This window comes from Streptomyces sp. AK010, assembly GCF_014207295.1.
GTDB classification, from domain to species: Bacteria; Actinomycetota; Actinomycetes; order Streptomycetales; family Streptomycetaceae; genus Streptomyces; species Streptomyces massasporeus.
In genome coordinates this window covers 198042-220679 of record NZ_JACHCX010000002.1, presented here as the reverse complement: position 1 = coordinate 220679, position 22638 = coordinate 198042, and the positions used below count along the sequence as shown (strand labels likewise).

Genomic DNA, 22638 nt, shown 5'->3' with positions numbered 1-22638 from the left:
CGCTACGCCCCCGGCGTCGAGCACGCCACCCGGAACCCCACGTCGTCGATCCGGAACGTCGGATGGCTCCGGCGGCGCACCGAAGCGCGGCAGCTCCAGTGCTCGTCGGACCAGCCGCCGCCGCGCAGCACCCGGTAGGTGCCGTAGACCTCGGCGTCGTAGAGGTCCCAGCACCAGTCCCAGACGTTGCCGAGCATGTCGTACAGGCCCCAGGCGTTGGGCAGACGGCCGCCCACGGGGTGGACGCGGTCGTCCGCGTTGCCGCGGTACCAGGCGATCTCGTCGAGCGGGCCGTAGCGGGGGCCGGTGCTGCCGGCGCGGCAGGCGTGTTCCCACTCGGCCTCGGTGGGCAGCCGGTAGCCGTCGGCGGCGGGGTCCCAGTCGGCGCTCCCGGAGCCGGGCCGCTCCTCGTACGCAGGGGTCAGGCCCTCGCGCCGGGACAGGGCGTTGCAGAACCGGATCGCGTCCCACCAGGACACGCCCTCGACGGGCAGCCGGTCGCCCCGGGCCGTGCTCGGGCGCTCGCCGGTGACCTGGGCGTACCACTCCTGTGTGACCGGGAAGGCCGACATCCGCAACGACGCGACCTCCACCGCCCGACTGCGCTGCGTCCGCCGGTCGGACAGCGTGACCCGTCCCGCCGGGACGGCCACCATCTCGTCGTCCGCCGTGGCTTCCCCCATGACCGGACAGCTTAGGGGGCGCCCGGCGAGTATCACCGGACGCCCCCCTGTCGTCCCGTCAGGCCTGGTTCACCGAGACGCTCAGCGTCCGGACCCCAGGATCGCGCGCAGGCCGTCACCGGCCGCCGCGACGGCCGGCTGCGGCTTGGGGTCGGGGTTCTTCTTGCACACCGCGTCCGCCACACCGCTGCCGTGCGGAACCTTGCCGTTGGTGAGGTACGCCGCGAGGTGCTTGTCGAGGCAGGCGTTGCCGCTCAGCGTGATGCCGTGGTTGCCGCCGCCCTGCTCCACCACCAGGCTGGAGCCCTTCAGCAGCCGGTGCATGGTGACGCCGCCCTGGTACGGGGTGGCCGCGTCGTCCGTCGCCTGGAACAGCAGCACCGGCGGGAGCTTGCTGTTGGCGACGTTCACCGGCTTCAGCGTCTTCGTCGGCCAGAACGCGCACGGCGCGTTGTACCAGGCGTTGTTCCACGCCATGAACGGAGCCTTCTCGTACACCGCCCAGTTGTCCTTGCGCCACTGCTTCCAGTCGCGCGGCCAGGACGCGTCACGGCACTGCACCGCGGTGTAGACGCTGTAGCCGTTGTCGCCGGAGGCGTCGATCGCCGCGATGTTGTCGTAGGCCTTCACCAGCGCCGCGGTGTCGTGGTTGTTGACGTACGCCGCGAACGTCTGGGCGAGCGTGGGCCAGTAACCGTTGTTGTAGCCGCCCGGTATGAAGATGTCCTCAAGCTCCGAGGCGCCCACCTTGCCACCGGCCGGCTTCTTGGCCAGGGCCGCCCGCATGGCGTACCACTTGGCCTCGATCTTCTTCGGGTTCGTGCCGAGCTTGTACGTGGAGTCGTACGTGGCGATCCACGCCATGAGGGCCTTGTGGCGCTTGTCGAAGGCGTAGTCCTGCTGGATGTTGTCCTCGTACCAGACGCCGGTCGGGTCGACGATCGAGTCCAGCACCAGGCGCCGCACCCGCTCGGGGAACAGCTTGGCGTAGACGGCACCGAGGTAGGTGCCGTACGAGTAGCCGAAGTAGTTGATCTTCGACGCGCCGAGGGCCTTGCGGATCGAGTCCATGTCCTTCACGGCGCTGACCGTGTCGATGTACGGCAGGACGTCCTTGTACTTCGTGCCGCAGGCCTTGGCGAAGGCCTTGGCACGGTCGAGGTTGGCCTTCTCCAGCGCCGGGGTGCTCGGCACGGAGTCGGGGCGCACGGGGTCGAAGTGGCCCGGCTTGCAGTCCAGGGCGGGCTGGCTCCTGCCCACGCCGCGCGGGTCGAAGCCGATGACGTCGTACTGGGCGGCGACGGCCTCGGGCAGGGAGGACGCGACGAACTCGGCCAGCGACAGGCCGCTGCCTCCCGGACCGCCGGGGTTGACGAGCAGCGGGCCCTGGGACTTCGGCGCGGTGTGCGGCACGCGGGAGAGAGCCAGCGTGATCTGCTTGCCCCGCGGCTTCGCGTAGTCGAGCGGCACCTTGACCGAGCCGCACTGGAGCGTCGGGGTGTCGTCCGTCGCGCACTTCTTCCAGGTGACCTTCGCGGCGGCGGTCGTCAGGGCGGTGTTCGCGGAGTGCGACGCGTCGGCGTTGGCGGGGACGGCGGCGAGTGTCCCGGCCAGGACGACCGTGGCACCGCACAGGACGGCTGCGCTTCTTCTCATGTGGAGTTCTCTCGCAACGGTGAGGGGGGTCAGGCCTGCGAGTGACGCGGGCCGTGCCGCATCGTTTCGGAAGAGCGCACCGCGCATGTACGAATTCGAGCAAGACTTGACCAAATCGAGGCACAGTCAGCTCTCAGGAAGCCTCTGAAAGCGGGGCGTTCCGGCAATTTCTGGACACACGTCCCGGCCGCGCGGGCCGGACAGTCGGTCAGGCGGGCTGAACCCTCTATCAGGCGGGCCGGACAGTCGGTCAGGCGGGCTGCACCGTCGATCAGGCGGGCCGGGCAGGGCAGGCGGGTCGGACAGGGGGCGCCCGGCGAGCACCGGGCGCCCCGCCTCACTCCGTGCTCATGTCGCCGTGCACCTCACGCTCGGCACCGCCCCGCCCCCGGGCGCGCCGCCCAGGCCGAAGTTCGTCGAACCACCCACCGGCACAGTCCCGTTGTGTGCCGCGTTCACCGCCGTCACGGTCGCCCCGCTCTGGGTGTGTGAGGCGTTCCACATGTTCGTGATCTTCTGGGATCCGCTCCAGGTCCATGTCACCTTCCAGGACTTCAGCGGCACGCTCCCCGCGTTGGTCACCTTCACCTCGGCGTTGAAGCCGCCGCCCCAGTCACTGCCGACGGTGTAGGCGGCGGTGCAGGTGGCGTTCCCGCCCCCCGGGTCACCGGGGCCGCCCGGACCGGGACCGCCGGGGTCGAAGCCCGGGGCCTTGACGGACGCCAGGTACCCGTCCTTCACCGTGTCGACCGTCTGCCAGTCGTCCTTCAGGATGCCGCCCGTGTCACCGGAGTTGGGGTTCCAGGACCAGAACGTCCAGTGGAAGCTGTCACCGCCGTACGCCGACGTCGAGCGCAGGTACTTCACCAGCTCGGCCAGCCACTTCTGGTCCACCGAGGGCTGGAGCGTCGTACCGAACTCCCCGAGCCACACCGGGGCGGTGTTCTGCTTGAAGATGTAACCCCAGTACTTGTCCCAGATCCCGGGCATGTTGGCGGGGAAGGACGGGTCGGAGAACCAGGACTGCTGCGCCACCGAGGTCGCGTAGTCGTGCGCCGAGTAGACCAGCCGGTTCGGGACGTCCAGTTGGACCGGGTACTGGGCCACACCCATGAGGTTGCCGCCCCACCAGCCGTTCGTGCCGTTGTACGACTGCACGCCCTCGACCATGATCAGCAGCTCGGGGTTGGCCGAGAGCACCGCGTTGCCCGCGCGCTGGGCGGCCAGTCGCCAGTCGCGGGAGGTGTCGCCGCAGCCCCAGCAGGCCGGGTCGTGGGGCTCGTTGTGCAGGTCGATGCCGACGACGGTGGAGTTGCCCCGGTAACGCGTCGCCAGGGCCTTGAGGTTGGTGATCCACGTCGACTCGGACACCGACGCCGTGTACCAGAGGGCCGACTGGCCCGCCGCGTCCGGCCGGTGCCGGTCCAGGACGATCTTCAGGCCGGACCGGCCCGCGTAGGCGACGATCCTGTCCAGGACCTGGAGGGACGTCAGCCCGCGCAGGTCCGTGTTCCTGCCGTCGGTGTTGATGCTGTCCGGCATGGTGCCGGGCCCCAGGATGTCGTCGCTGTAGGGCATCCGTATGGTGTTGTAACCCAGCGACTTCATCTGGTCGATCATGCTCTTGTAGTCGCGGGCCCACAGGCCGTGGGCGACGTGGTTGGCGGTCTCGAAGCCGAACCAGTTGACGCCGGCGATACGGACCGGCTGCCCGGCTGCGTCCAGGATCTGCCGGCCACTGGTGTGCCAGTAGCCGGCACCTGCCTGCGCGTCGACGTCGGCGACTGCCGACGACTGCGTACCGGCCAGGGGCAACACGAGCGCCGCGGCGACGCACAGCGCTCTTCGCAGAGTGCGGAACATGGCTGCTTCCTCTCGGGGAGGCGCGGCCCCGGAACAGGTGGGAGCGCTCCCACTCGCGCCGCGCACTTCCCAGGAAACGGGCACACCATGAGCACGTCAAGGAGGGTGCGTGCACTCATCACGCCGCTCGGCCCTCCGCGGGGTGCGGTGGCAGCGTCGACAAGCCCGCGGACCGCTACGGACACACCCCGGGCTCGGCCGGGCCGGCCGTCGCCGAAGACGGATGCAGTTCCGGTCGCACGAGTACGGCGATCCGCTCCACGACCTCCTCGATCTGAACCAGGCACTGCTGTGCTTGGGGCGGGGGTGCGCCTAGGGGGTCCTCCACATCCACCTCACCCATACGGGCCGACACGGCACCACGGCGAGCGGCCGCACCCTGCACGAGGGCGGCAAACCGTGCGGCCGGGTCCAGCATGCCGACGGTGTCCTCGGACCGCGCCAGCCGGGCGAACTCCCGGAAGGTGAACGCACGGGACAACGCACGCACGGGGGAGAGCCGCACGGCGGCCTCACGATGCTCCCGCGCGGCACCCAGCACCAGGTCCGCGTTCTCGACCATGTCCTCGGTCAGCCGGCGTGAGCCCACCCCGCAGGGCCGCAGGCCGCGCCCGGCGAGGAAGGAGGTGACAGCAGAGGCCACGGGCACACCCGCGACGGCCCGGGTGCCGGCACTGCTCACATGGATCACGTGTTGATACTCGATCAGCTGATGCCTGAGCAGACACTCGGCAAGCGGGGAGCGGTAGAGGTTGCCGGTGCAGACCACGAGTACACGGAACGGGGGCACGCACCCTCCAGAAGGGGAAGAAGAGCGGATCGGACGTGCGGCACGGGCACATGGCGCCGCGGTTCACGCCGGACGGGCCGGGGCGGTCGCCGCGGGCCTGCCCCCTCACATAGCGCATATCGGGCGACTTCGATCCTCGAAGCGGGGCAAACGACGGCCAGTCCGGTGATCCGTATGCACCATAGGGCGCCATATTTGCCAAAAATGCCTAAACGAGCCCTTTCAGCGTTATCTATGCACATACCGTACTCGGGGTCGGACCATGCCGTCGCCTGACTGCACTTGAGGAGCGTGAAAGCGATGACGGCGTCATCGAAGTGTCGTGCCGCCTTGGCGACCGCGGCAGCCTCTGCTGTCCTGGCCGCAGTCCCCGTCATCGGGGCCCAGCCAGCCCACTCCCAGCCATATCCGCCCAATCCCCCAACCCTGACCCTCACCGCCACCACGGTCGTCGCGGGAGACGACCTCGGCTTCACAGGGACCGGGTTCCTGCCGACCGAGGGGGTGAACGCATTCCTGTTCTCGAAGCCGGTCAAGCTGGGCCGCTTCACCGCCGACGCGAACGGCACGGTGAAGGGCACCGTCACCATCCCCAAGTGGACGGATCCGGGCAAGCACATCTTCCGTCTCAAGGGAGTGAAATCGAAACGGTCCTTGGGGGCCAAGATCATCGTCCGCCCGCACAGGCCTCACCTCGCCAACACCGGTGAGGACCGCTCGCTCGTCATGGCGGGCGGATCCGCGGCACTGCTGGCACTCGGGGCCGGCGCGATCGTGGCCGTCCGGCGACGGAAGCACAACTGACCACCCGTCGACCGGGCAGGCGCGAGGCCTGCGCATGTGCGGGCGCCTGACGGCGGATCCCCCGACCCATCCGTCGGGGGATCCGCCGTCGGCTGCCTCCCCCGGTCCGCCCGAGGCAGTTCCCCGGGGAAGGCGCGCGCCGGACCCTGACGTCCCTCACGCACGTCGAACGGCAAGCCCGGTGGGCTGAGCCGGTCGTCGTGCCGTGCCCACCAGGACGACCCGTGCGCCGTCGCGGGACCGGAGGCGCCGAGGAGCGGCGCCCGTGGCGTCCCGCCGCTGACGGCACCGGAGGGGCGGCTCGCCTCCGGTCCGGCTCCGGCCGTCGCGCGGACCGTCAGCGCCGCAGTGTGCCGGCCTCCAGGTTCTCCACGTACCAGGCGTACGTCCGGGCGATGCCTTCCCGCAGGCCGATACGAGGAGCCCAGCCGAGCGAGGTGAGCCGGGATACGTCGAGGAGCTTGCGCGGAGTACCGTCCGGCTGCCTCGTGTCCCACTCGACGCTCCCCCGGTACCCCGCGACGTCCGCGACGAGCTCCGCCAGCTCCCGGACGGTCAGGTCCGTGCCGGTGCCGACGTTGACCGGGCCGTCCGCGTCGTAGCGCTCCAGCAGGTGGAGGCAGGCCCGGGCCAGGTCGTCCACGTGCAGGAACTCCCGGCGGGGCGCCCCGGAGCCCCAGTTCACGACCCGCTGTGCTCCCTCCTTGCGGGCCTCGTGGAAGCGCCGGATCAGCGACGGCAGTACATGGGAGTGCTCCGGGTGGAAGTTGTCCCCGGGGCCGTACAGGTTGGTCGGCATCGCGCAGATCCACGGCAGTCCGTACTGGCGCCGTACGGCCTGGACCTGCTGGATTCCGGCGATCTTGGCGATGGCGTAGGCGTCGTTGGTCGGCTCCAGAGGCCCCGTCAGCAGCGCCTCCTCGCGGATCGGCTGCTCGGCGAACTTCGGGTAGATGCAACTGGACCCCAGGAACAGCAGCCGCTCCACCCCGTGCTCCAGAGCCGCGTCCAGCACGTTCACCTGGATGCGCAGGTTGTCGGAGAGGAACGCGGCGGGCCGGGTGGCGTTGGCCTTGATCCCGCCCACGCGCGCGGCGGCCAGGACCACCACGTCCGGACGGGCGGCGGCGAACCAGTCGAAGACCTCGCGGCGCTCGCGCAGATCCAGTTCCGCGGACCCGGGCCCCACCAGGTCGGTGAAGCCCTCCCGCGCCAGATGCCGCCAGACGGCCGAGCCGACCAGTCCACGGCTTCCGGCCACGAGCACCCGGGCCGAGCGGTCCAGCGGGCGGTCGGCGACCCCGTACGGCTCCGTCACCACGGCGGTCACGACTGCACGCTCCGTTCGGCGGCCACCGGGCGCGGCGGTTCGTCGGAGAGCACCGCCACCGGAGCGGTGAGCCGGGCGTCCGGCCCGCCGCCCGGAGTCGGCAGGGCCGGTGCGGTGCCGGCGGACGGCCTGCGCCGCAGCGCCCGTGCGATCCGCGCCAGGCGCGGGAGGCCAAGGGCCCTGGCCAGGCGGGTGAACCGGCCCGCCTTGTGGCACTGCGGCCGGTACTCGTAGGCGTACCCGTGGGCGCCGCGGTCCTCCTTCGGCGACGCCATGTTCAGGACCGTGCCGACCACGGAGGCGCCCACGTGCCGCAGGGAGCGCAGGGCCTCGGCGATCTGGTCGCGGCTGGTGCGGGAGGCCCGTACGACCAGGAGGTAGCCGTCCACCTCGGAGGCGATCACGGAGGCGTCCGCGACGGGGAGGACCGGAGCGGTGTCCACCACGACGTGGTCGAACCTCTCGGCGAGGCCGCGCAGTACGGCCTTCATCTGGGCGCTGCCCAGCAGTTCGGTGGGGTTCGGCGGCACCGCGCCGCTGGTCAGTACGGAGAAGGAACCGGCGGACTGCAGCAGTTGCCGCACCTCGGCCCGGCCGATCAGCGCGGTGGTGAGCCCGGCGTCCCTGATCACGCCCAGGGTGCGGGCGGTGGAGGGACGGCGCAGGTCGGTGTCGACCAGGCACACCGAGGCACCGGTCTCGGCCAGGGTGGCGGCGAGGTTGACCGCGACACTGGTCTTCCCCTCGCCGGACAGCGGGCTGGTCACCGCGATCACCTTCGGCGGCCGGTCCACGTCCACGAACTGCAGACAGGTGCGCAGCCGCCGGAAGCCCTCGGCGCGCAGGCCGTGCATGTCGTCGCGGAGCGCCAGCGGCCGGCTGGTCGCCTGGGGGTCGTGCACGATGCTGCCGAGCACGGGCGGTCCGCCGAATCCGGCCAGCGCGTCGGTGAGCGCCTTGGACGTGCGTACCGACGAGTCGAGCGTCTCCCTCGCCAGGGCGAAACCGGCGCCGAGGATCAGACCGGCCAGGAGCCCGAGTGCGATGTTCACGGCCGGCCGCGGCGAGAAGGGCGCGGCGGGCACGGAGGCCGGCTCGGTCACGCTCAGCCGCACCGGCGACGACTCGGCGTCGACCGGGCGCTCGAGCCCGCGGATCACCCCGGTGAACCTTTCGGCGACGGCGTTGCTGATCCGCGCCGCCCGTGCCGCCCGGGTGTCGGTGACGGTGAGCTGGAGGAGCACCGTGTCCGGCTGGGCCGTGGCGCTGATCTTGCCGCTCAGCGCGGCCGGCGACATCTTCAGCTTCAGCTGCTTCACGACGTGCCCGGTCACCAGGGGGCTCGTCGCCACCTCGGCGTACGACCGGACACGCGCCTGGGTGAAGAGGTTGCCCTGGGCGAGCTGGGCGGTGTCCTCGTCGGTGCCGCCCTGCAGCGAGACGAAGAGCTTGGCGGTGGCCCGGTACTCGGGGACGGCCGTGTAGGTGAGGAGTACACCGGCCGCCGTGCCGAGCAGCGTCAGCACGGTGATGGCGCGCCAGCGGCGAGAGAGGACTCGTAGGTAGTCGCGAAGGTCCAAGGTGTCCGTCCCCGATCGGATCCGGTGATGGGGTGGGTGGTGATGGGTGGGGCGGTGCCCCACCTTACGGCGAAAGGGGCGGGAGACGACATAACGCCACATTGCATAAGAAATGCAGTAATTGTTCCCTACACTGGTGCGGTGCCGGGGGTGCCCACCAGCAATGGAGCCTTCCGACGCCTCTTGAAACCTCATCAGCCAAGGAGCGCGTGTGACCGTCAAAACGGCACTCATCACCGGCATCACGGGCCAGGACGGCTCCTACCTCGCCGAACTGCTGCTGGAGAAGGGGTACCGGGTGCACGGAATCGTCCGCCGCGCCTCCACCTTCAACACCGAACGCATCGAGCACCTCTACCGCGACCCGCACGACCCGGAGGCGCGCCTCTTCCTGCACTACGGGGATCTCACCGACGGGACGCGGATGACGGGCCTGCTGGAGCAGGTGAAGCCGGACGAGGTCTACCACCTGGCCGCCCAGTCCCATGTGCGGGTGTCGTTCGACGAGCCCGAGTTCACCGGGGACACGACAGGGCTGGGTACCACCCGGCTGCTGGAGGGCATCAGGAGGACGGGCCTGCCCTGCCGCTTCTACCAGGCGTCCAGCTCGGAGATGTTCGGCGCCGCCCCGCCTCCCCAGGACGAGGCCACCCCCTTCCATCCCCGCTCGCCCTACGGGGCTGCGAAGGTGTACGCGTACTGGGTCACCCGCAACTACCGCGAGGCGTACGGAATCCACGCCGTCAACGGCATCCTGTTCAACCACGAGTCCCCGCGCCGCGGCCCCACGTTCGTGACCCGGAAGGTGGCCGTGGCCGCCGCCCGGATCAAGGCCGGCCTGCAGGACGTGGTCCACCTCGGCAACCTCGACGCCCGCCGCGACTGGGGCTACGCCGCCGAGTACGTCGAGGCGATGTGGCTGATGCTGCAGCAGGACCGGCCGGACGACTACGTGATCGCCACGGGAGCCAGCCACAGCGTGCGCGAGTTCGTCGACCAGTGCTTCGCCCACGTCGGCCTCGACTGGCGCGACCACGTGCGCTTCGACGAGCGCTATCTGCGCCCGACCGAGGTCGACCACCTGATCGGCGACGCCTCCAAGGCGGAGTCGCAACTCGGATGGCGAGCGACCGTGCGCGCACCCGAGCTGGCCCGCCTGATGGTCGACGCGGAACTCAGCGTCCTCCGCAACGGACTCGCGCCGGGAGACCAGGCCGCGCCGTCCGCCGTTCCCGCCCCGGCCGCGCGGTGACCCGGTGCTCGCCGATCGCATTCCGCCCGGGGGAGCTCCGCGCGGCGTCGCCGTCCTGATGACCAGTCACAACCGCCGGGACCGGACGCTCGCGGCCATCTCCTCGGTACACACCCAGACCGGCCTTCCGGCCGGAACCCGCTGCACCGTCCACCTCGTCGACGCCGGCAGTGCCGACGGCACGGCCGACGAGGTGCGGGCCGCCTTCCCCGGCACCGACGTGGTGACGGTCGGCGCGGACGTGCACTGGGGCACCGGTACCGGGATCGCCGCCACCCGGGCCGATCCCGCCGCCCATGTGCTGTGGCTCAACGACGACGTGGTCCTCGACCCGGGCGCGCTCGCCGCGCTGCTGCGCGCCGCCGCACCCCTGGACCGCCCGGCCGTCGCCGTCGGCGCCATGCGCTCCGGTGACGGAACCCGCACCACCTACAGCGGCTACCGCCTCGTCAGGTCCCGGCTGCGGCCCCCGGTCCTGGAACGGGTGGAACCCGACGCCCACGACGCCACGCCGTGCGACACCTGCAACGGCAACGCGGTGCTGGTCACGGCCCCCGCCCGGCGGGTCCTGGGCGACCTCGACCCGGCCTTCCCCCACCGGATGGGGGATCACGACTACGGGCTCCGGGCCCGCCGGGCCGGCATCCCCGTGCTGCTCGCACCGGGCCACGTGGGCACCTGCGACGACAACTCGGGCGCGGTACAGGGCACTTCGGCCGAACCCGGACTCGACGCGCGCACCGCGCTGCGGAGGCTGGTGTCGGTGCGGGAGCAGCCGCCCGCGCCGTGGTGGCGGTACTGCCGCCGTCATCTCGGCCCCTGGGCCCCTCTGGTCTTCTGCTCCCCGTATGTGAAGACCGTCCTGAGAGCCGGCGTGCGCCTGCCGGGACCCGTACCGCGGCACCGGCAGTCGTCCCTTCGCGCGGACCCCTGAGCCACCGGTCCCGCGGCCGGACGGGAGAACCGACCGTGCCACCGGCCGCGGGGACCCGTTCGGCCCACGCATCCCCACACCCCAGAACGGATCACGGTGCGACTCCTACCCGTTGACCCGCAGACCCTGCTGATGCTGCTCACGGCGCTTCCGGTCGTCGGGCTGCTGCTGTGGGTCTTCGCCCGGCACTGCGGGATCGCGATCGGCCTGCTGCTGGGCACCCAGGTCTGGGTCGTCGTCGCCGGCGGGCAGACGGCCGCCCTCGACATCGGCGTTCGCGTGTACCCGACCGACATCCTGGACGTGTGCGCGATCACCGTCGCCCTGGTGCGCGTGCCCCGCTGCAACCTCAAGTCCCACGCCGGGGTGGCGGCCCTGCTGGCCATGGTCGTTCTCACCGCCTGGTCCACCCTCCGTGGGGCGGCCGCCTTCGGACTGCAGGCCGCGGGAAACGACTCCCGGACGTACTTCTGGCACTTCCTCGCCATCACCCTGTATCTGGCCACCGCACCGCTGAGCGCCTCGCTGAGCCGGGTCGTCCCCCGGGCCTGGCTGGCCACCGCGGCTGCGTACGCGCTGCTCGGTGTGGCCGGCTGGGCGGACCGCGGACTGCACGCGGCGAACGCCCATCTCGCCGTCGACGGTGTGACGGTGGACTCCCGGCCGGTGCCCGCCGCCGCGGCACTGGTCCTGGCCCAGGCCGCGATGCTGTTGCTGGCTCCGGGTGCGTCCGCCCCGCCGGCCGCCGGTGTGCCGGACCGCGGTGGCACGGCGAGCGGACTGCGGGTGAAGGGCAGACACCTGACGGCCTTCGTGTTCCTCGTTCTCGTGGTACTGCTCCAGCACCGGACGGTCTGGGCGGCCACCGCGATGATGGGGCTGGCCTGGTGGGTGCTGCGTCCCGCGCGCGGCGGACAGCGCTTCGTGTCGGCGGGCGCGGGAACGCTCGCGCTCTGCCTGGTGGCGCTGCTTTACGCCGCCGGCGCCTTCGGCGCGATCGGCGGTTTTCTGACGGACTCGTTCAAGGAGACGCAGGGCACCCACAGCACCTTCGCGTGGCGGATGCTCGGCTGGCAGGATCTGCTCGAGGCCCCGCGGACCTTGGTCCAATGGCTGATCGGCGCGCCGTTCGGGTCCGGCTACGAGCGGTTCATCGGGGGCGGCCTCGTCACGGTGTCCCCGCACGACTACTACCTGCACATCATGCTGCGGCTCGGACTGGTGGGGCTGCTGGCGCTGCTCGTCGTCTACGTCCGGACCTGGAGACGCCTCGTGCGGGGTGGCACCGCGACCCTGGCCCTCCGTGTCGTGATGGTCGGCCAGCTGGTGCTGTTCGTGTCCTACTCGGCCTTCCCGGAGCAGGCGGTGCTGCTCGGTTTGTGCATGTGGCAGGCGCGGCTCCGGCCGGCCGACGGGCTCCCGCCGACGCCGTCGCCCGACGCTCCCGCCCCCGTGGCACCCGTGCCACGTCCCGACCCGCTCGGCCGATCCGCCGTCATGAAGCAGGAGGGCGCAGCACCCTCGGAGACCGCCGGAACCCGTGAAGGCACGGCGTGTGAAACATCGCCATCAGTGACAAAGCCGACATAAGCCGATCACAATGGGCGGGTGACTCTTCTTCACCGGGCCCGCAAGGCCGTGCAGCGCTTCGGATTCGACGTGAACCGGTTTCCGGAGTGCTCCTACGACTACCGCATGGTGCGGCTGCTGCGTCATTCCGGCGCCGACGTGGTGCTGGACGTGGGGGCGAACCGCGGTCAGTACGGGCACAACCTGCGGCGATTCGGGTACCGAGGACGCATCGTGTCCTTCGAACCCCTGCGCGGACCGTTCGAGGCGCTGCGCCGCCGGGCGGCCGCGGACCCGCTGTGGTCCGTGTTCCCGTACGCCCTCGGCGACGAGCGGACCTCCGTCACCCTGAACGTGGCCGGAAACAGCGGACTGAGCAGTTCCGTACTGCCCATGCTGTCCCGGCACGCCGAGGCGTGCCCGGACTCCCGGTACGTGGGCCGCCAGGAGGCCGAGCAGTACCGCCTCGACGACCTCTGGCCGCAGCTGGCGGAACCCGGGGACCGCGTCTTCGTCAAGCTGGACGTCCAGGGCTACGAGGAAGCCGTACTGAGGGGGGCCGAGGATCTCGCGCGACGCTGCTGCGGACTGCAACTGGAAGCGTCCTGCGTCCCCTTGTACGAAGGCGGTCCCCTGCTGCACCAGGTGATGGACCGTGCGCAACGGCGCTACGGCCTGACCCTGACGGCGGTGGTGCCCGGCTTCACCGATCGCCGGACCGGCCAGATGCTCCAGTGCGACTTGGTGTTCCTCCGCGACCGGGAGCCGCCGGGGCCACCGGAAGCGGCACCCGGGTCCTGATCACTGCGCCTGCGGCCGGGTGGTCCGGCTGCGGCGGAGGACCGGTACCCGGAGAGGGAGCAGGCCACGGGCGGCAGCCACCCTGTACAGCGGAAGCCGGGTGCGCAGCGGGCGGCAGAGGACCACGGCGAGCCCGACGGCCGGCAGCACCAGCAGGACGGCAGGACAGGGCAGGCCGGCGGCCGTCCGGGACAGCGCGGCTCCCGAAGCGTACGCTGCGAGCCCCAGGGCTGCGTGCACTGCGTAGCCGACCCACAGACGACGTGCCTCGACCACGCCGTGACCGCGCCACTTCCACATCTGCACCGCCAGACCGCCCAGTTGACCTGTCAGGGCGGCCAGGGCCAGCAGAGTGAGGCTGTCTCCGGCGGTGGCCAGCACCGCCCCCGCGAGGGTCACGACCGCCGCCGCGGCCTGTGCGGCCGCCATCCGGCGGTGGGAACCGCACACCGTGTCCACGGAGAGCCCGACCGCGTACACGACGGCGACGGCGGAGAAGAGGCACAGCGGGGGCACCAGTCCGGCCGCTTCGTCCCAGCCCGGTCCCAGGAGCAGTCGCAGCGCCCCGGACCCGGCCCCGGCGAGGAACGCGAACGGCAGGAAGGACAGCGCGGAGGCTGCGAGCAGGACGTCGGTCGCAGCGCGGCGGACGGCGGGCTCCTCCCGGCCTCCGGGCGGGCGCGCCTCCGGCGACGGCTCCGGCGCCTGCGCACGCACCCTGGTGAGGGCGGGGGTCGTGACACGGGTCAGGCCGGCCGCGAGCGTGGTCAGGAGCAACCCGGTGAACAGTGTCGAGCGCGAGTAGTACCCGGCCGCTACAGGACCGAGCACCGCCCCGGCCGCCCACAACGGCACCGTGTTCGTGACGTACTGGGCGAGCTGGTGTCCGGCCAGGAACCCGGAGGATCCCGCGAGTTCGCGGTACCGGCCGGGCCGGCCGCAGGTCCGGTCGCCCGGCGGCAGGCGCCGGGCGACCAGCATGCCGGCGAGGACCGCGATGCCCAGCTGGGTGGTCACCGAGGTGGCGGCCAGGCCCAGCGGGGTCCAGCCCGCCGCCAGGAGCAGGGTTCCCGTCAGCAGCCCGGCGGCCAGCGCCCCGGTCTCGACCAGGACCGCGGCCCGCTGGGCCTGCAGACGCCGCAGGCCGGCGGCGCTCACCGCTCCCACCGGAAGAAACAGGAACTGAAGGGCGAGCACGCGCAACAGCCCCGTCGTCTCGGGGGCGTTCCACACCTCGGCCCACAGCGGGGCCGTCGCCTGCACGAGGGCGAAGCACACGAGTCCGCTGAGCAGGCCCAGTCGGACCGTCGCCACCAGCAGTCCGCGCGTGAGCTCTCGCGAACGCAGCACGGTCGTGGCGAGTCCGGCGTTGGCGAAGTAGCCCAGCAACTGGGTGATGGACAGCGCGGACGCGAAGGCCCCGAAGGCCGCGGCGCTGACGGCGCGTCCGGTGTACGCCGTGTATCCGAGCTGGAGGAGGGAGGCCACGACGGCCGCCGAGTAGTTCCACAACGTCCCGCTGACCACCGCGCGGGAGTGCGGACGCTCCTCACCGGAAAGGACGGTCTCTTCCCCCGTCCGCGCTCCACCCGCCGGGCCGCCGTCGATCCTCACCCCCGGTGCTCCTCCTGGGCCGCGATCCGCTGCCATGGGTCGGTGGGCGGCGAAGGCAGCGGCACGAACGCGCCCAGCATGAACTGGACGGAGTGCAGATCGGTCAGGCGCGAGCGCACCCAGCGGCGCAGTCGCTCCGCTGCGGAGTCCAGCTCGTGCTGCTCCTCCCGCAGCAGGTCCCCCACGCGGTCCACCGCGTCTCGGGGAGTGCGCATGAGGTGCAGCCCGTCCTGAGGACCGGGCAGCCATTCCATCCCGGGCCGTCCCTGGCCGACGTGGACGCGGCCCGCGGCCCCGGAGATCGGCAGCCGGTCGGAGAAGTACCCGGGGTACCGCCCGTAGTGGTCCCATCCCACGCTCATCCGCGCGGAATGGAGGACGGCGATCTGCCGCTCGAAGGGGACCGGGCCCCGGGCGTGCGGACCGTGCCAGCCGGAGCCGAACACGCCGAGCCGGCAGCCCAGGCGTCTCAGCCCGCGGACGACCCGTACCCGCTCGCCTGCGCCCGGCAGACGGGGGAGGATCCGGGCCCGCACCACGCAGTTGCCGATCGTCACCACGTCGAACAAGGCTGCGTCGCCCGGTGGAGCCGGCTGGTCCTGTTCGGGAAAGCAGTCCAGCGGCAGGGTGTGCGGCACGTAGCGGACCGGCTTGCCCGCGATGCGCCGCAGCATGGCCAGTTGCGCGCCTCCGGCGACGCTGAACACGGCGTCCGCCGCGCGCAGCCACGAGCGGCTGGACGCGGGAAGCCGTTTGTTGCCGCCCCAGGCGTCGCCCTCCTGGTACACCACGGGAGGCGAGCCGGCCAGCCGCAGCAGCCGTGCGACCTCCCCGTCGGAGAAGGGGAATCCGTGCGGGGACTGGACGAAGACCACGTCGGGTCGGGACTCGACGACCGTGGCCTCCAGCGATTCGACTGCGGCCCGATGCCCACCGCGGAGCAGTTCGGCCCGTGGCGCGGCCGGTACATGACTGAGGTGTCCTTCGGCCTGCAGTCTCCGGAAGGCGCCGGTGAACCGGCTGCGCCGCGTCAGCTCGGTCTCGTTGTTGAGGTGCAGCACCACCGGTGCGCTCACTTGTGCTCCTCGCGTCCAGGGTCACCGTCGCCACGGGCCTCCTGCGGCGTCTTCGACACGCCGGGGACGTCAGTCCACGAGGAAGTTGGCGTACCGCGGCGGTGGTACGAATCCGGGCGGGGCCGGCACCACTCCCTCCCTCCCGAGGTGGCGGATCTGCCGGTATCCGAGTTCGAGAACGGCCCCGCGCAGCCTCTCCAGGGCGGTTCCGTCGAGGCACTCGGCGATGATCGTCGGACGGTGGGCCGAGATCGTGCGGCTCATGCCGCTCAGCACCTCGGGTTCCAGCCCTTCGACGTCGATCTTCACCAGATCGACGGGGAGGTCCCCGATCGCGTCGTCCCCGGTGGTGACGTCGACTTCCACCGTGTCGTTCGAGGGCCCCGCCGCGAGCAGGGAGGCGGCGGTGGTGTCGGCCGGGATCCCGAGGACCGCCCGGCCGCCGGCGCTGGACAGCGCCTTCTCGACGAGGACGACCCGGTCCTGGAGACGGTTGACCTCGATGTTGCGGCGCAGTTTGCGCATCGCGGCCGGATTGGGTTCGACGGCGACGGCCGTCAGGCGCGCGTTGGCCCGGCAGGCCAGCAGGGTGTAGATGCCGGAGAAGGCGCCGATGTCCACGAACCCCCGGGCGTTGCGGGCGAGGTCGAAGAAGACCGGGTGGGTGGTCTCCTCCCAGTGGCGCATGTTCGTCCAGATGAGGCTGCGGGCCAGGATGTCGTCGGCGTCGCTGGCGTAGCGGAACCCACTGCCGTCCGGCGCGCGGAGCGTCCATACGCCGGTGGGGTGGAGGCGCTTCCATACGGCGTTCGGCACGCAGCCGCGCATCGTGGCGAGTCGGACGGCCCGCTGCACACCGGGCAACCGGAACAGCGAATCGCGGGCACTACGCAAGGTGTCGTGCACAGTCACGCGGGTCAACGTACGGCAGCGGCCTCGGAGATCCGCGGCCAACGCCGAAGTGTCGGTGTTCTTCCCGACCGCTTCACTCCTCGGCACCAGTGACCCGGTGGCGGCGGTATCCGCGGCACCGGATCCGGGGTCATCCGGCGACGGGCTCCGCCCGCTTCCGGCCGGCGGGTGTGCGCCGAGTACGAGGCTCGGGCGTTCTGAGCGACGCCACGTAGTTGCTCACCCCGCGGAAGTGCTCGAGCTCCTCGGTATACCTTCGTACGGGCAGCAGGAGGCCGCCGGGGCAGATGCGCCACAGGCGGTAGCCGAGCGGGGAGAGGAGGTCCCAGAAGTCGCGGAAGAAGGTGCGGGAGTAGACGTTGGCCGAGCCGAACTCGAAGGCGATGGTCGTCACCTTCCCGTCCCCGAGACTGCCGGCCGCTCCGCGCAGCGCCTGCAACTCCGCTCCTTCGATGTCGAGCTTCAGCAGGTCGATCCGCTCGATCCCCCACCGCTCCACCTCCCGGTCGATGGTGGTGACCGGCACCTTCTCCTGATGTGCCGTCATATCGCCGAAATAGGAGTCACGGCGGCGGTGGACGGACGCCACGCCCGAGCCCGGTGTGTCGGCGAAGATCGTCGCGGAGCCCTCCTCGTCGCTCACCGCGGCGGGAATGACCACCTGGTTGGGGATCCCGGCCCCGGCCAGCGCCGACTGGCACGCGGGCTGTGGTTCGAACAGGAAGAAGCGGCCGGTCCGCGTGCCGAGGGCGGAGCGCAGCCCGGCCGACCACTGGCCGTAGTTCGCACCCACGTCGAAGACCACGGGGGCCTCGACGCCCTGGAGGCAGCGTCGCGCGGCGACGATCTCTCCACGCAGGTCCCAGCCGGTCCCGGCGCCCCTTCCCTGGAGGATCTCCAAGTAGATCTCGAGCAGACGGGTCCCCTGCCGCATCCGCCCGCTGCTCGCCAGCCGGCACAGCTGGGGCGCCGCGGCTTTGGCCGTCCGGCCGAGGAGACCGGCTTCATGTACCTGCATGGGGGTTCCTTTGGTCTCGTTCCATCGCCTGCAGCAGCCCGTCGCGGAAACGCGCCGCCATGCCCTCCGCCGTGTACGCCGGGACGTCGTCCCGGCATGCCGTGCGGAGGGCCTCCAGCCGTGCGGGGTCGCGCAGCAGCGCGGTCACGGCGCCGACGTAGGCCGCGGGGTCGTCCGGTGCGACCAGCGCGTTGCGGCCGTCGGCCAGGTACTCGAACTCGGGGGCGTGCCAGGGCCAGTCCGTGGTGACGACGGGTGTTGCGAGGGCGAAGGAGTCCACCGCGCAGAGTCCGACCCGGCCCGGCATCAGCATGACGTCGCTGACCGCCCCGAGCGGCGCGGCCCCCGCTCCGCCCGTGTGGCCGATCGCGACCACCGGGCTGCCGGGCCGGTTCGCGGCGGCGTCGACGAGGTGCCGGTCGGCGCCGTCGCCCGCCACCAGAAGCCGGAATCCCGGGAGTTCGGCAGCGATGCGGTCGGCGCAGTCCAGAAGGAACGGGATCCGCTTGGGCGTGTCCAGCCCGCCGAGATAGAGGGCGGTGCGCCCCTCGCTCAGGCCGTACCGCTTCCGCAGCAGCGTGGCCTCGGCGAACTCCGCGGTCCCCGGCCGCGCGGCCCGGGCGCGCGCGGCCACGAGTTCCGCGGTGTCGACGGAGTTGCGCACCACGGTGATCCGGTCGCGGGGGAATCCCCGCGAGGCGACGTGCGCCGCTCCGCCCTCGGTGTAGGCGAAGAACCAGGATCCCAGCCGGGTCAGCGCGCCCTTCACGACGGCTTCCAGACGGCTCGGCGGCTTGGTGTACGTCCGGCCGTGCCCCCAGAACGCGACCCGGGGGGCGTGCCCCGGGCGGCCCGCCGAGCGGAGCAACAGCGGGTACGCCTCCAGGTTGTGCAGCGCCTGCTCCAGTACGACGAGGTCCGCGCCGGCCGCCCGGCCCTGCACCCGGCGCCAGAGCAGGGACCGCCCGCCGGGTACGGGAAGACGCCGGGTGGGGACCTGGGTCGCGCATGCGCAGGATGCGGCGTCCCCGCGTTCGGCCTGGTGCGGGGGCGCCGGTCCGTGCAGCACCTCCAGATCCACGCCCTCGGACGCCAGGCGGGCCTGCAGAAGGTCGAAGAAGGACGTGCGGTACCCCGGGACGTACGGCTGCACCACGACCACGCGGCGCCGGGCGCCTTCGGCGGTCAGCACGCCCGCTCCGCGACGCCGGCTCGTGACAGGGCTTGTGCGTACACGGCCTCCATGCCGGCCGTCCAGGACCGTGCGCTGTACCGCTCGGCGTGCACCCGTCGGCAGCGCTCGCGCAGCAGGGGGAAGCGCTCGCGTGCCGCCGCGAGGGCGTACGGCAGTTCGTCGGAGCCGCCGTAGACCGACCCCGTACCGTCCCTGCGCACACTGTCCGCCGCCGCCGATCCGGCCAGGGCGAGCACGGGCACTCCTGCCGCCAGTGCCTCCTGGCAGACGAGGGCGGTGGCGGACTCGGGGCAGGCGCTGGGGAAGACCAGACCCGTGTAGTGGGGCAGTCGGGCGGCGATCTCCCTGCGCGAGAGCGTGTCGAGCAGCCTGACCCCGCCGGGCGCGGCTTCCCTGCAGGCCGACTCCAGCGGTCCGGAGCCGATCACATCGAGGGGTTCGCCCTCCGGCCAGCTCCGGAGCAGGGGAAGGATGCCCTTCTCCTCGCTGAGCCGGCCCGCGTACACCCAGCGCGTGCCCGCGCCCGGGGCCGGCGCGGTCCGGCCCTCCGGGGCGGCCGGGCTCGCGGGCGCGACGAAGTTGGGCAGCAGGGCCAGCTTTTCCGGCGGCACGCCGAACCGCAGGTACAGGTCCCGGCTGCGCTCGGAGAGCGTCACCAACCGCTGGGCGCGCCGCAGCAGGGGGTGGGCGGCCGTTCCGCGCCGGCCGGCCCAGGCGAGGGGGAGCGTCGCTCCGCGGCCGCCGCGGTAGCAGCCGTGCCGCAGCCCGGTCCAGCGGTCGCCGTCGGGGCACGCGGTGCACACCTTCCCGTCACGGAAGAGCGTGGCGGCCGCGCACACCGGCCGGTAGTTGTGGAGCGTGGCGACCACCGCACCCGGCCAGCGGTCCAGCCAGTCGGTGGCGAAGTTGGGAAAGAGATTGTGCACGTGCACCACATCGGGGTCGAGCCGGCGGAGGTCGGCGAGCGGCGACCGGCCGCGGCCCGTGGCGACCCGGACCGCCGCACGCAGGGCGTAGCCCCGCTCGGTCTCCAGGTCGTCGGTGTGGGCGGCGACCAGGGTGACGTCGTGCCCGGCGGCGCGCAGCGCCTCCGCCTGGTCGAGCACGGCGGCGTTCTCCCCGCTCGGCCGGCGGGAGGAGTAGAAGCTGTGCACCAGTGCCACGCGGTAGGCCGCGGGGTTGCTTGCGGAAGTGCCCGTACCGGGACGGGTTTCCTCTTGTGCTGGCATGCGCTGTGCTGCTCTTTCCGGTTGCGGGTGGGCGGTTGCGGTTCCGGGACCGTCGGCCGCCGCCGACGGGGACCGGCGCTTCAGCGACGGTCCAGAACGGCTTCGTAGAGCCGCTCGGCGAGCTCTGCCTTCGCGGTCCAGGTGTGCTGCCGGGCCCACCGCGGCCCGGCCTCGGCCGTACGGCGGAGGGCTTCCTCGTCGGCGAGCACTCCGGCGAGCGCGTGGGCGAGGCGCTGGGGCAGGTCCGCGGGGTCGCCCAGCGGTACGGGGGCCGCGCAGCCCGGCGCGGAGAAGTCCCCCACACCCTGGTGGTCGAGATGCACCACGGGCAGCCCGCGCGCCCACGCTTCGAGGTTCTGCACGCCGAAGGAGTCCCGGAGGCTGGTGAAGAGCAGCACGTCCGCGTCGTCATACGCGGAGAGGGTGTCCTTCCAGGGCAGTCGGCCCCGGAAGAACACGGACCCGGTGAGCCCCAGCCGGGCGGTGAACCGCTCCAGGTCCGCACGGAGCGGGCCGTCCCCGAGTACCACGAAACGGGCGTCGGGAACGCGGGCCGAGAGGTGCGCGAACGCTCTGAGGGCCAGCTCCGGGGCCTTGATGGCGGTGAGCCGTCCGACCCACAGCACGGTCGGGGGACGTCGGCGCCGTTGCGGCGGCTCCCGCCGGGGCTCGCGCAGCAACGCGTCGGGCACGCCGTCGCTCAGGACCAGTCGGGGGTCGGAGCGGCCCAGGCGGCGGGCCCGTCGCGCCGTGTCGCGATTGGTGGCCAGGACCAGAGCCGCCTCCCGGAGCGTCGCACGGCACGTCGGACGCAGGCTCATGCCCCGCACCCACAGCAACTCCCGCACCATCTCCTGGAAGTAGGCGGGTCCCAGCCAGCGGCGGTGGCTGTGCGGCGCGGTCTGCCCGCCGCCCACGGGGCCGAACACCAGCGGAGGTCCGAGCCGCCGCAGCGCGCTGCCGCCCACGAGCGAACCGTACGAGACGTGGTGCACCAGATCGGCGCGGTCCAGCCCGTTGGCGCGCGCGTGTGCGAGGGCGCGCCGCTGCCATCCGTCGTAGTGGACGAACTCCAGGGCCTGGCTGCGCAGGAAGCCCGGCAGCACGCGCACCCACCAGGGCCGGGGCGGGACGGGGACGACGTGGGTCCTGATCCGCCGCCCCACCGCGCCGAGGGCATCGATGCGCCTGCCGATGTGCTCCGTGTTGCCGCCGTGGGGGCGGGTCAGCAGCTCGACCGTGTGCCCGCGCCGCGCCAGCGCCTCGGCCCAGGCCCAGCCCATGCCCGGCTCGGTGCCGCGGCTGGGGTCGCAGGCGTACGAGGCCAGCACGATGCGCAGCGCCCGTGCGGTGGGGGCGGGGGGCGGGACGTCGTGCCGGTGGGATACGTCCGGGGCCTCGCCGGTCGGGGCCGTCAACGCGCCCTCTCCCGCCTGCCGGTGAGTCCCGTCCCGACGTCCGAAGGCCGCGCCGGCGGGGCTGACGCCCGCGGAGCCGGCCGGAGGGCCGCCTGCCGGACGACGCCCCCGACGAACCGGGCGTTGCCGAACAGATAGCGCCGCCACAGCCGGCGCGGCTCGCAGCCCAGCCGGAACAGCCACTCCAGTCCGCCCTGTTGCATCCAGGACGGCGCCTGCCGCTTGCTGCCCGCGATGAAGTCGAACGCGGCGCCCACCGCCACGGTCACCACCGGCAGCGCCGCGCTGAGCTCGGCGGCCCGGTGGTCCTGCAGCGGAGTGCCGAGCCCCACCCAGACGACGTCGGCCCCCCGTGCGCGGATGTCGTCCTCCTGGTCCCGCAGCTCCTGGGCGGTCAGCGACCGGAACGGCGGGGAGCAGGAACCGGCGAGCACGGCCCGGGGGAAGCGCCTGCGCAGTTCGCGCTGCAGCGCGGCCAGCACCTCGGGTGTGGAGCCCAGCAGGTAGTGGCGCAACCCCGTGCCCTGGCTCATGGAGAAGACGTCCAGCATCAGGTCGGGGCCGTAGACGCGCCTGCGCGGCAGCGCCGTGTCCCGGTGGAGGAGCTGGTTCGCCCAGACCACCGGCTGCCCGTCGGCGAGGTTGAGGAACGCCGAGCGGAGGGTCCTGAGCAGCGCCGGGTCCCGGTCGGCCAGGGCGAGGGTGTAGGCGTTGCACAGGTGCACGTCGCTCCCCGCGGGGGCGGCGGCTGTGCCTGCCTGTGCCGACCGGTGCGCCTCGCGTGCCTCCCGGGTGTGCAGGGCGCGGTGCACCACCCGGCTGGCGGCGCCCTCACGGGTGTGCGCCGTGACGGGCACGCCCAGACACGAGACGACGGGTACGGAGGTTGTGCCGCTCGCCGTTTCACCGACCGC

The 22638-nt window shown here is 72.3% G+C and carries 19 protein-coding genes; 5 read left to right on the top strand and 14 right to left on the bottom strand.

What is annotated here, in order from left to right:
* Nucleotides 1-2: 2 nt before the first annotated feature.
* The 4 genes from HDC93_RS04265 to HDC93_RS04250 all read right to left on the bottom strand — a co-directional run bounded on the left by HDC93_RS04265 (nt 3) and on the right by HDC93_RS04250 (nt 4992).
* Nucleotides 3-656: a formylglycine-generating enzyme family protein gene (locus HDC93_RS04265; protein ID WP_185007923.1), complete on the bottom strand. Its 654-nt coding sequence runs from the start codon at nt 654-656 to the stop codon at nt 3-5.
* 108 nt (nt 657-764) lie between these two features.
* Nucleotides 765-2339 carry an alpha/beta hydrolase gene (locus HDC93_RS04260; RefSeq protein WP_185007308.1) on the bottom strand — a complete coding sequence of 525 codons (1575 nt, stop codon included), beginning with the start codon at nt 2337-2339 and terminating at the stop codon, nt 765-767.
* Nucleotides 2340-2687: 348 nt separating this feature from the next.
* Nucleotides 2688-4202, bottom strand: a complete 1515-nt coding sequence (locus HDC93_RS04255; protein WP_185007307.1) for a cellulase family glycosylhydrolase — start codon at nt 4200-4202, stop codon at nt 2688-2690.
* Between the two features lie 175 nt (nt 4203-4377).
* Complete coding sequence (locus HDC93_RS04250; RefSeq protein ID WP_185007306.1) at nt 4378-4992, bottom strand: low molecular weight phosphatase family protein; 615 nt, start codon at nt 4990-4992, stop codon at nt 4378-4380.
* A 330-nt stretch (nt 4993-5322) separates the two neighbouring features.
* Between HDC93_RS04250 and HDC93_RS04245 the strand changes: the two genes are divergently transcribed.
* Nucleotides 5323-5796: an LPXTG cell wall anchor domain-containing protein gene (locus HDC93_RS04245; protein ID WP_185007305.1), complete on the top strand. Its 474-nt coding sequence runs from the start codon at nt 5323-5325 to the stop codon at nt 5794-5796.
* Nucleotides 5797-6133: 337 nt separating this feature from the next.
* Here HDC93_RS04245 and HDC93_RS04240 read toward each other — a convergent pair whose 3' ends face one another.
* Both HDC93_RS04240 and HDC93_RS04235 read right to left on the bottom strand, forming a co-directional pair.
* Entirely contained in the window at nt 6134-7126 is a 993-nt protein-coding gene (locus tag HDC93_RS04240; protein WP_311774485.1) for a GDP-L-fucose synthase, read from the bottom strand.
* Nucleotides 7123-8706 carry a polysaccharide biosynthesis tyrosine autokinase gene (locus tag HDC93_RS04235; protein WP_260419403.1) on the bottom strand — a complete coding sequence of 528 codons (1584 nt, stop codon included), beginning with the start codon at nt 8704-8706 and terminating at the stop codon, nt 7123-7125. The genes HDC93_RS04240 and HDC93_RS04235 overlap by 4 nt, the downstream gene beginning before the upstream one ends.
* 211 nt (nt 8707-8917) lie before the next feature.
* On the opposite strand from HDC93_RS04235, the gene gmd reads away from it, so the two are divergent.
* The 4 genes from gmd (at nt 8918) to HDC93_RS04215 (ending at nt 13262) form a co-directional block, all read left to right on the top strand.
* Nucleotides 8918-9958: a GDP-mannose 4,6-dehydratase gene (gene gmd, locus HDC93_RS04230; protein ID WP_185007303.1), complete on the top strand. Its 1041-nt coding sequence runs from the start codon at nt 8918-8920 to the stop codon at nt 9956-9958.
* 4 nt (nt 9959-9962) lie between these two features.
* Nucleotides 9963-10892, top strand: a complete 930-nt coding sequence (locus HDC93_RS04225; RefSeq protein ID WP_311774484.1) for a glycosyltransferase — start codon at nt 9963-9965, stop codon at nt 10890-10892.
* Between the two features lie 96 nt (nt 10893-10988).
* Complete coding sequence (locus HDC93_RS04220; protein ID WP_185007301.1) at nt 10989-12482, top strand: O-antigen ligase family protein; 1494 nt, start codon at nt 10989-10991, stop codon at nt 12480-12482.
* 18 nt (nt 12483-12500) lie between these two features.
* Nucleotides 12501-13262, top strand: a complete 762-nt coding sequence (locus HDC93_RS04215) for an FkbM family methyltransferase (protein WP_185007299.1) — start codon at nt 12501-12503, stop codon at nt 13260-13262.
* On the opposite strand, the gene HDC93_RS04210 is transcribed toward HDC93_RS04215, so the two are convergent.
* The 8 genes from HDC93_RS04210 to HDC93_RS04175 all read right to left on the bottom strand — a co-directional run bounded on the left by HDC93_RS04210 (nt 13263) and on the right by HDC93_RS04175 (nt 22581).
* The gene (locus HDC93_RS04210; protein WP_185007298.1) at nt 13263-14876 is read right to left on the bottom strand and encodes an oligosaccharide flippase family protein; all 1614 of its coding nucleotides are present in this window, start codon (nt 14874-14876) and stop codon (nt 13263-13265) included.
* Complete coding sequence (locus HDC93_RS04205) at nt 14873-15952, bottom strand: hypothetical protein (RefSeq protein ID WP_185007296.1); 1080 nt, start codon at nt 15950-15952, stop codon at nt 14873-14875. The genes HDC93_RS04210 and HDC93_RS04205 overlap by 4 nt, the downstream gene beginning before the upstream one ends.
* 69 nt (nt 15953-16021) lie before the next feature.
* Nucleotides 16022-16864 carry an FkbM family methyltransferase gene (locus tag HDC93_RS04200; RefSeq protein ID WP_185007294.1) on the bottom strand — a complete coding sequence of 281 codons (843 nt, stop codon included), beginning with the start codon at nt 16862-16864 and terminating at the stop codon, nt 16022-16024.
* A 130-nt stretch (nt 16865-16994) separates the two neighbouring features.
* On the bottom strand, nt 16995-17882 hold the full coding sequence (locus tag HDC93_RS04195; RefSeq protein WP_185007293.1) for an FkbM family methyltransferase: 888 nt from the start codon (nt 17880-17882) through the stop codon (nt 16995-16997).
* The gene (locus HDC93_RS04190; RefSeq protein ID WP_311774483.1) at nt 17869-19074 is read right to left on the bottom strand and encodes a glycosyltransferase family 4 protein; all 1206 of its coding nucleotides are present in this window, start codon (nt 19072-19074) and stop codon (nt 17869-17871) included. The genes HDC93_RS04195 and HDC93_RS04190 overlap by 14 nt, the downstream gene beginning before the upstream one ends.
* The gene (locus tag HDC93_RS04185) at nt 19068-20306 is read right to left on the bottom strand and encodes a glycosyltransferase family 4 protein (RefSeq protein WP_185007291.1); all 1239 of its coding nucleotides are present in this window, start codon (nt 20304-20306) and stop codon (nt 19068-19070) included. Before HDC93_RS04185 ends, HDC93_RS04190 begins: the two co-directional genes overlap by 7 nt.
* Before the next feature lie 80 nt (nt 20307-20386).
* Nucleotides 20387-21724 carry a glycosyltransferase family 4 protein gene (locus HDC93_RS04180; RefSeq protein ID WP_185007288.1) on the bottom strand — a complete coding sequence of 446 codons (1338 nt, stop codon included), beginning with the start codon at nt 21722-21724 and terminating at the stop codon, nt 20387-20389.
* On the bottom strand, nt 21721-22581 hold the full coding sequence (locus HDC93_RS04175) for a WecB/TagA/CpsF family glycosyltransferase (protein ID WP_311774482.1): 861 nt from the start codon (nt 22579-22581) through the stop codon (nt 21721-21723). The genes HDC93_RS04180 and HDC93_RS04175 overlap by 4 nt, the downstream gene beginning before the upstream one ends.
* Nucleotides 22582-22638: the final 57 nt, after the last annotated feature.

Bases quoted from the DNA above. Each gene is read 5' to 3' on its own strand.
- HDC93_RS04185 (WP_185007291.1), bottom strand. From the start codon at position 20,306: ATGCCAGCACAAGAGGAAACCCGTCCCGGTACGGGCACTTCCGCAAGC.
- HDC93_RS04195 (WP_185007293.1), bottom strand. From the start codon at position 17,882: ATGCAGGTACATGAAGCCGGTCTCCTCGGCCGGACGGCCAAAGCCGCG.
- HDC93_RS04265 (WP_185007923.1), bottom strand. From the start codon at position 656: ATGGTGGCCGTCCCGGCGGGACGGGTCACGCTGTCCGACCGGCGGACG.
- HDC93_RS04260 (WP_185007308.1), bottom strand. From the start codon at position 2,339: ATGAGAAGAAGCGCAGCCGTCCTGTGCGGTGCCACGGTCGTCCTGGCC.
- HDC93_RS04255 (WP_185007307.1), bottom strand. From the start codon at position 4,202: ATGTTCCGCACTCTGCGAAGAGCGCTGTGCGTCGCCGCGGCGCTCGTG.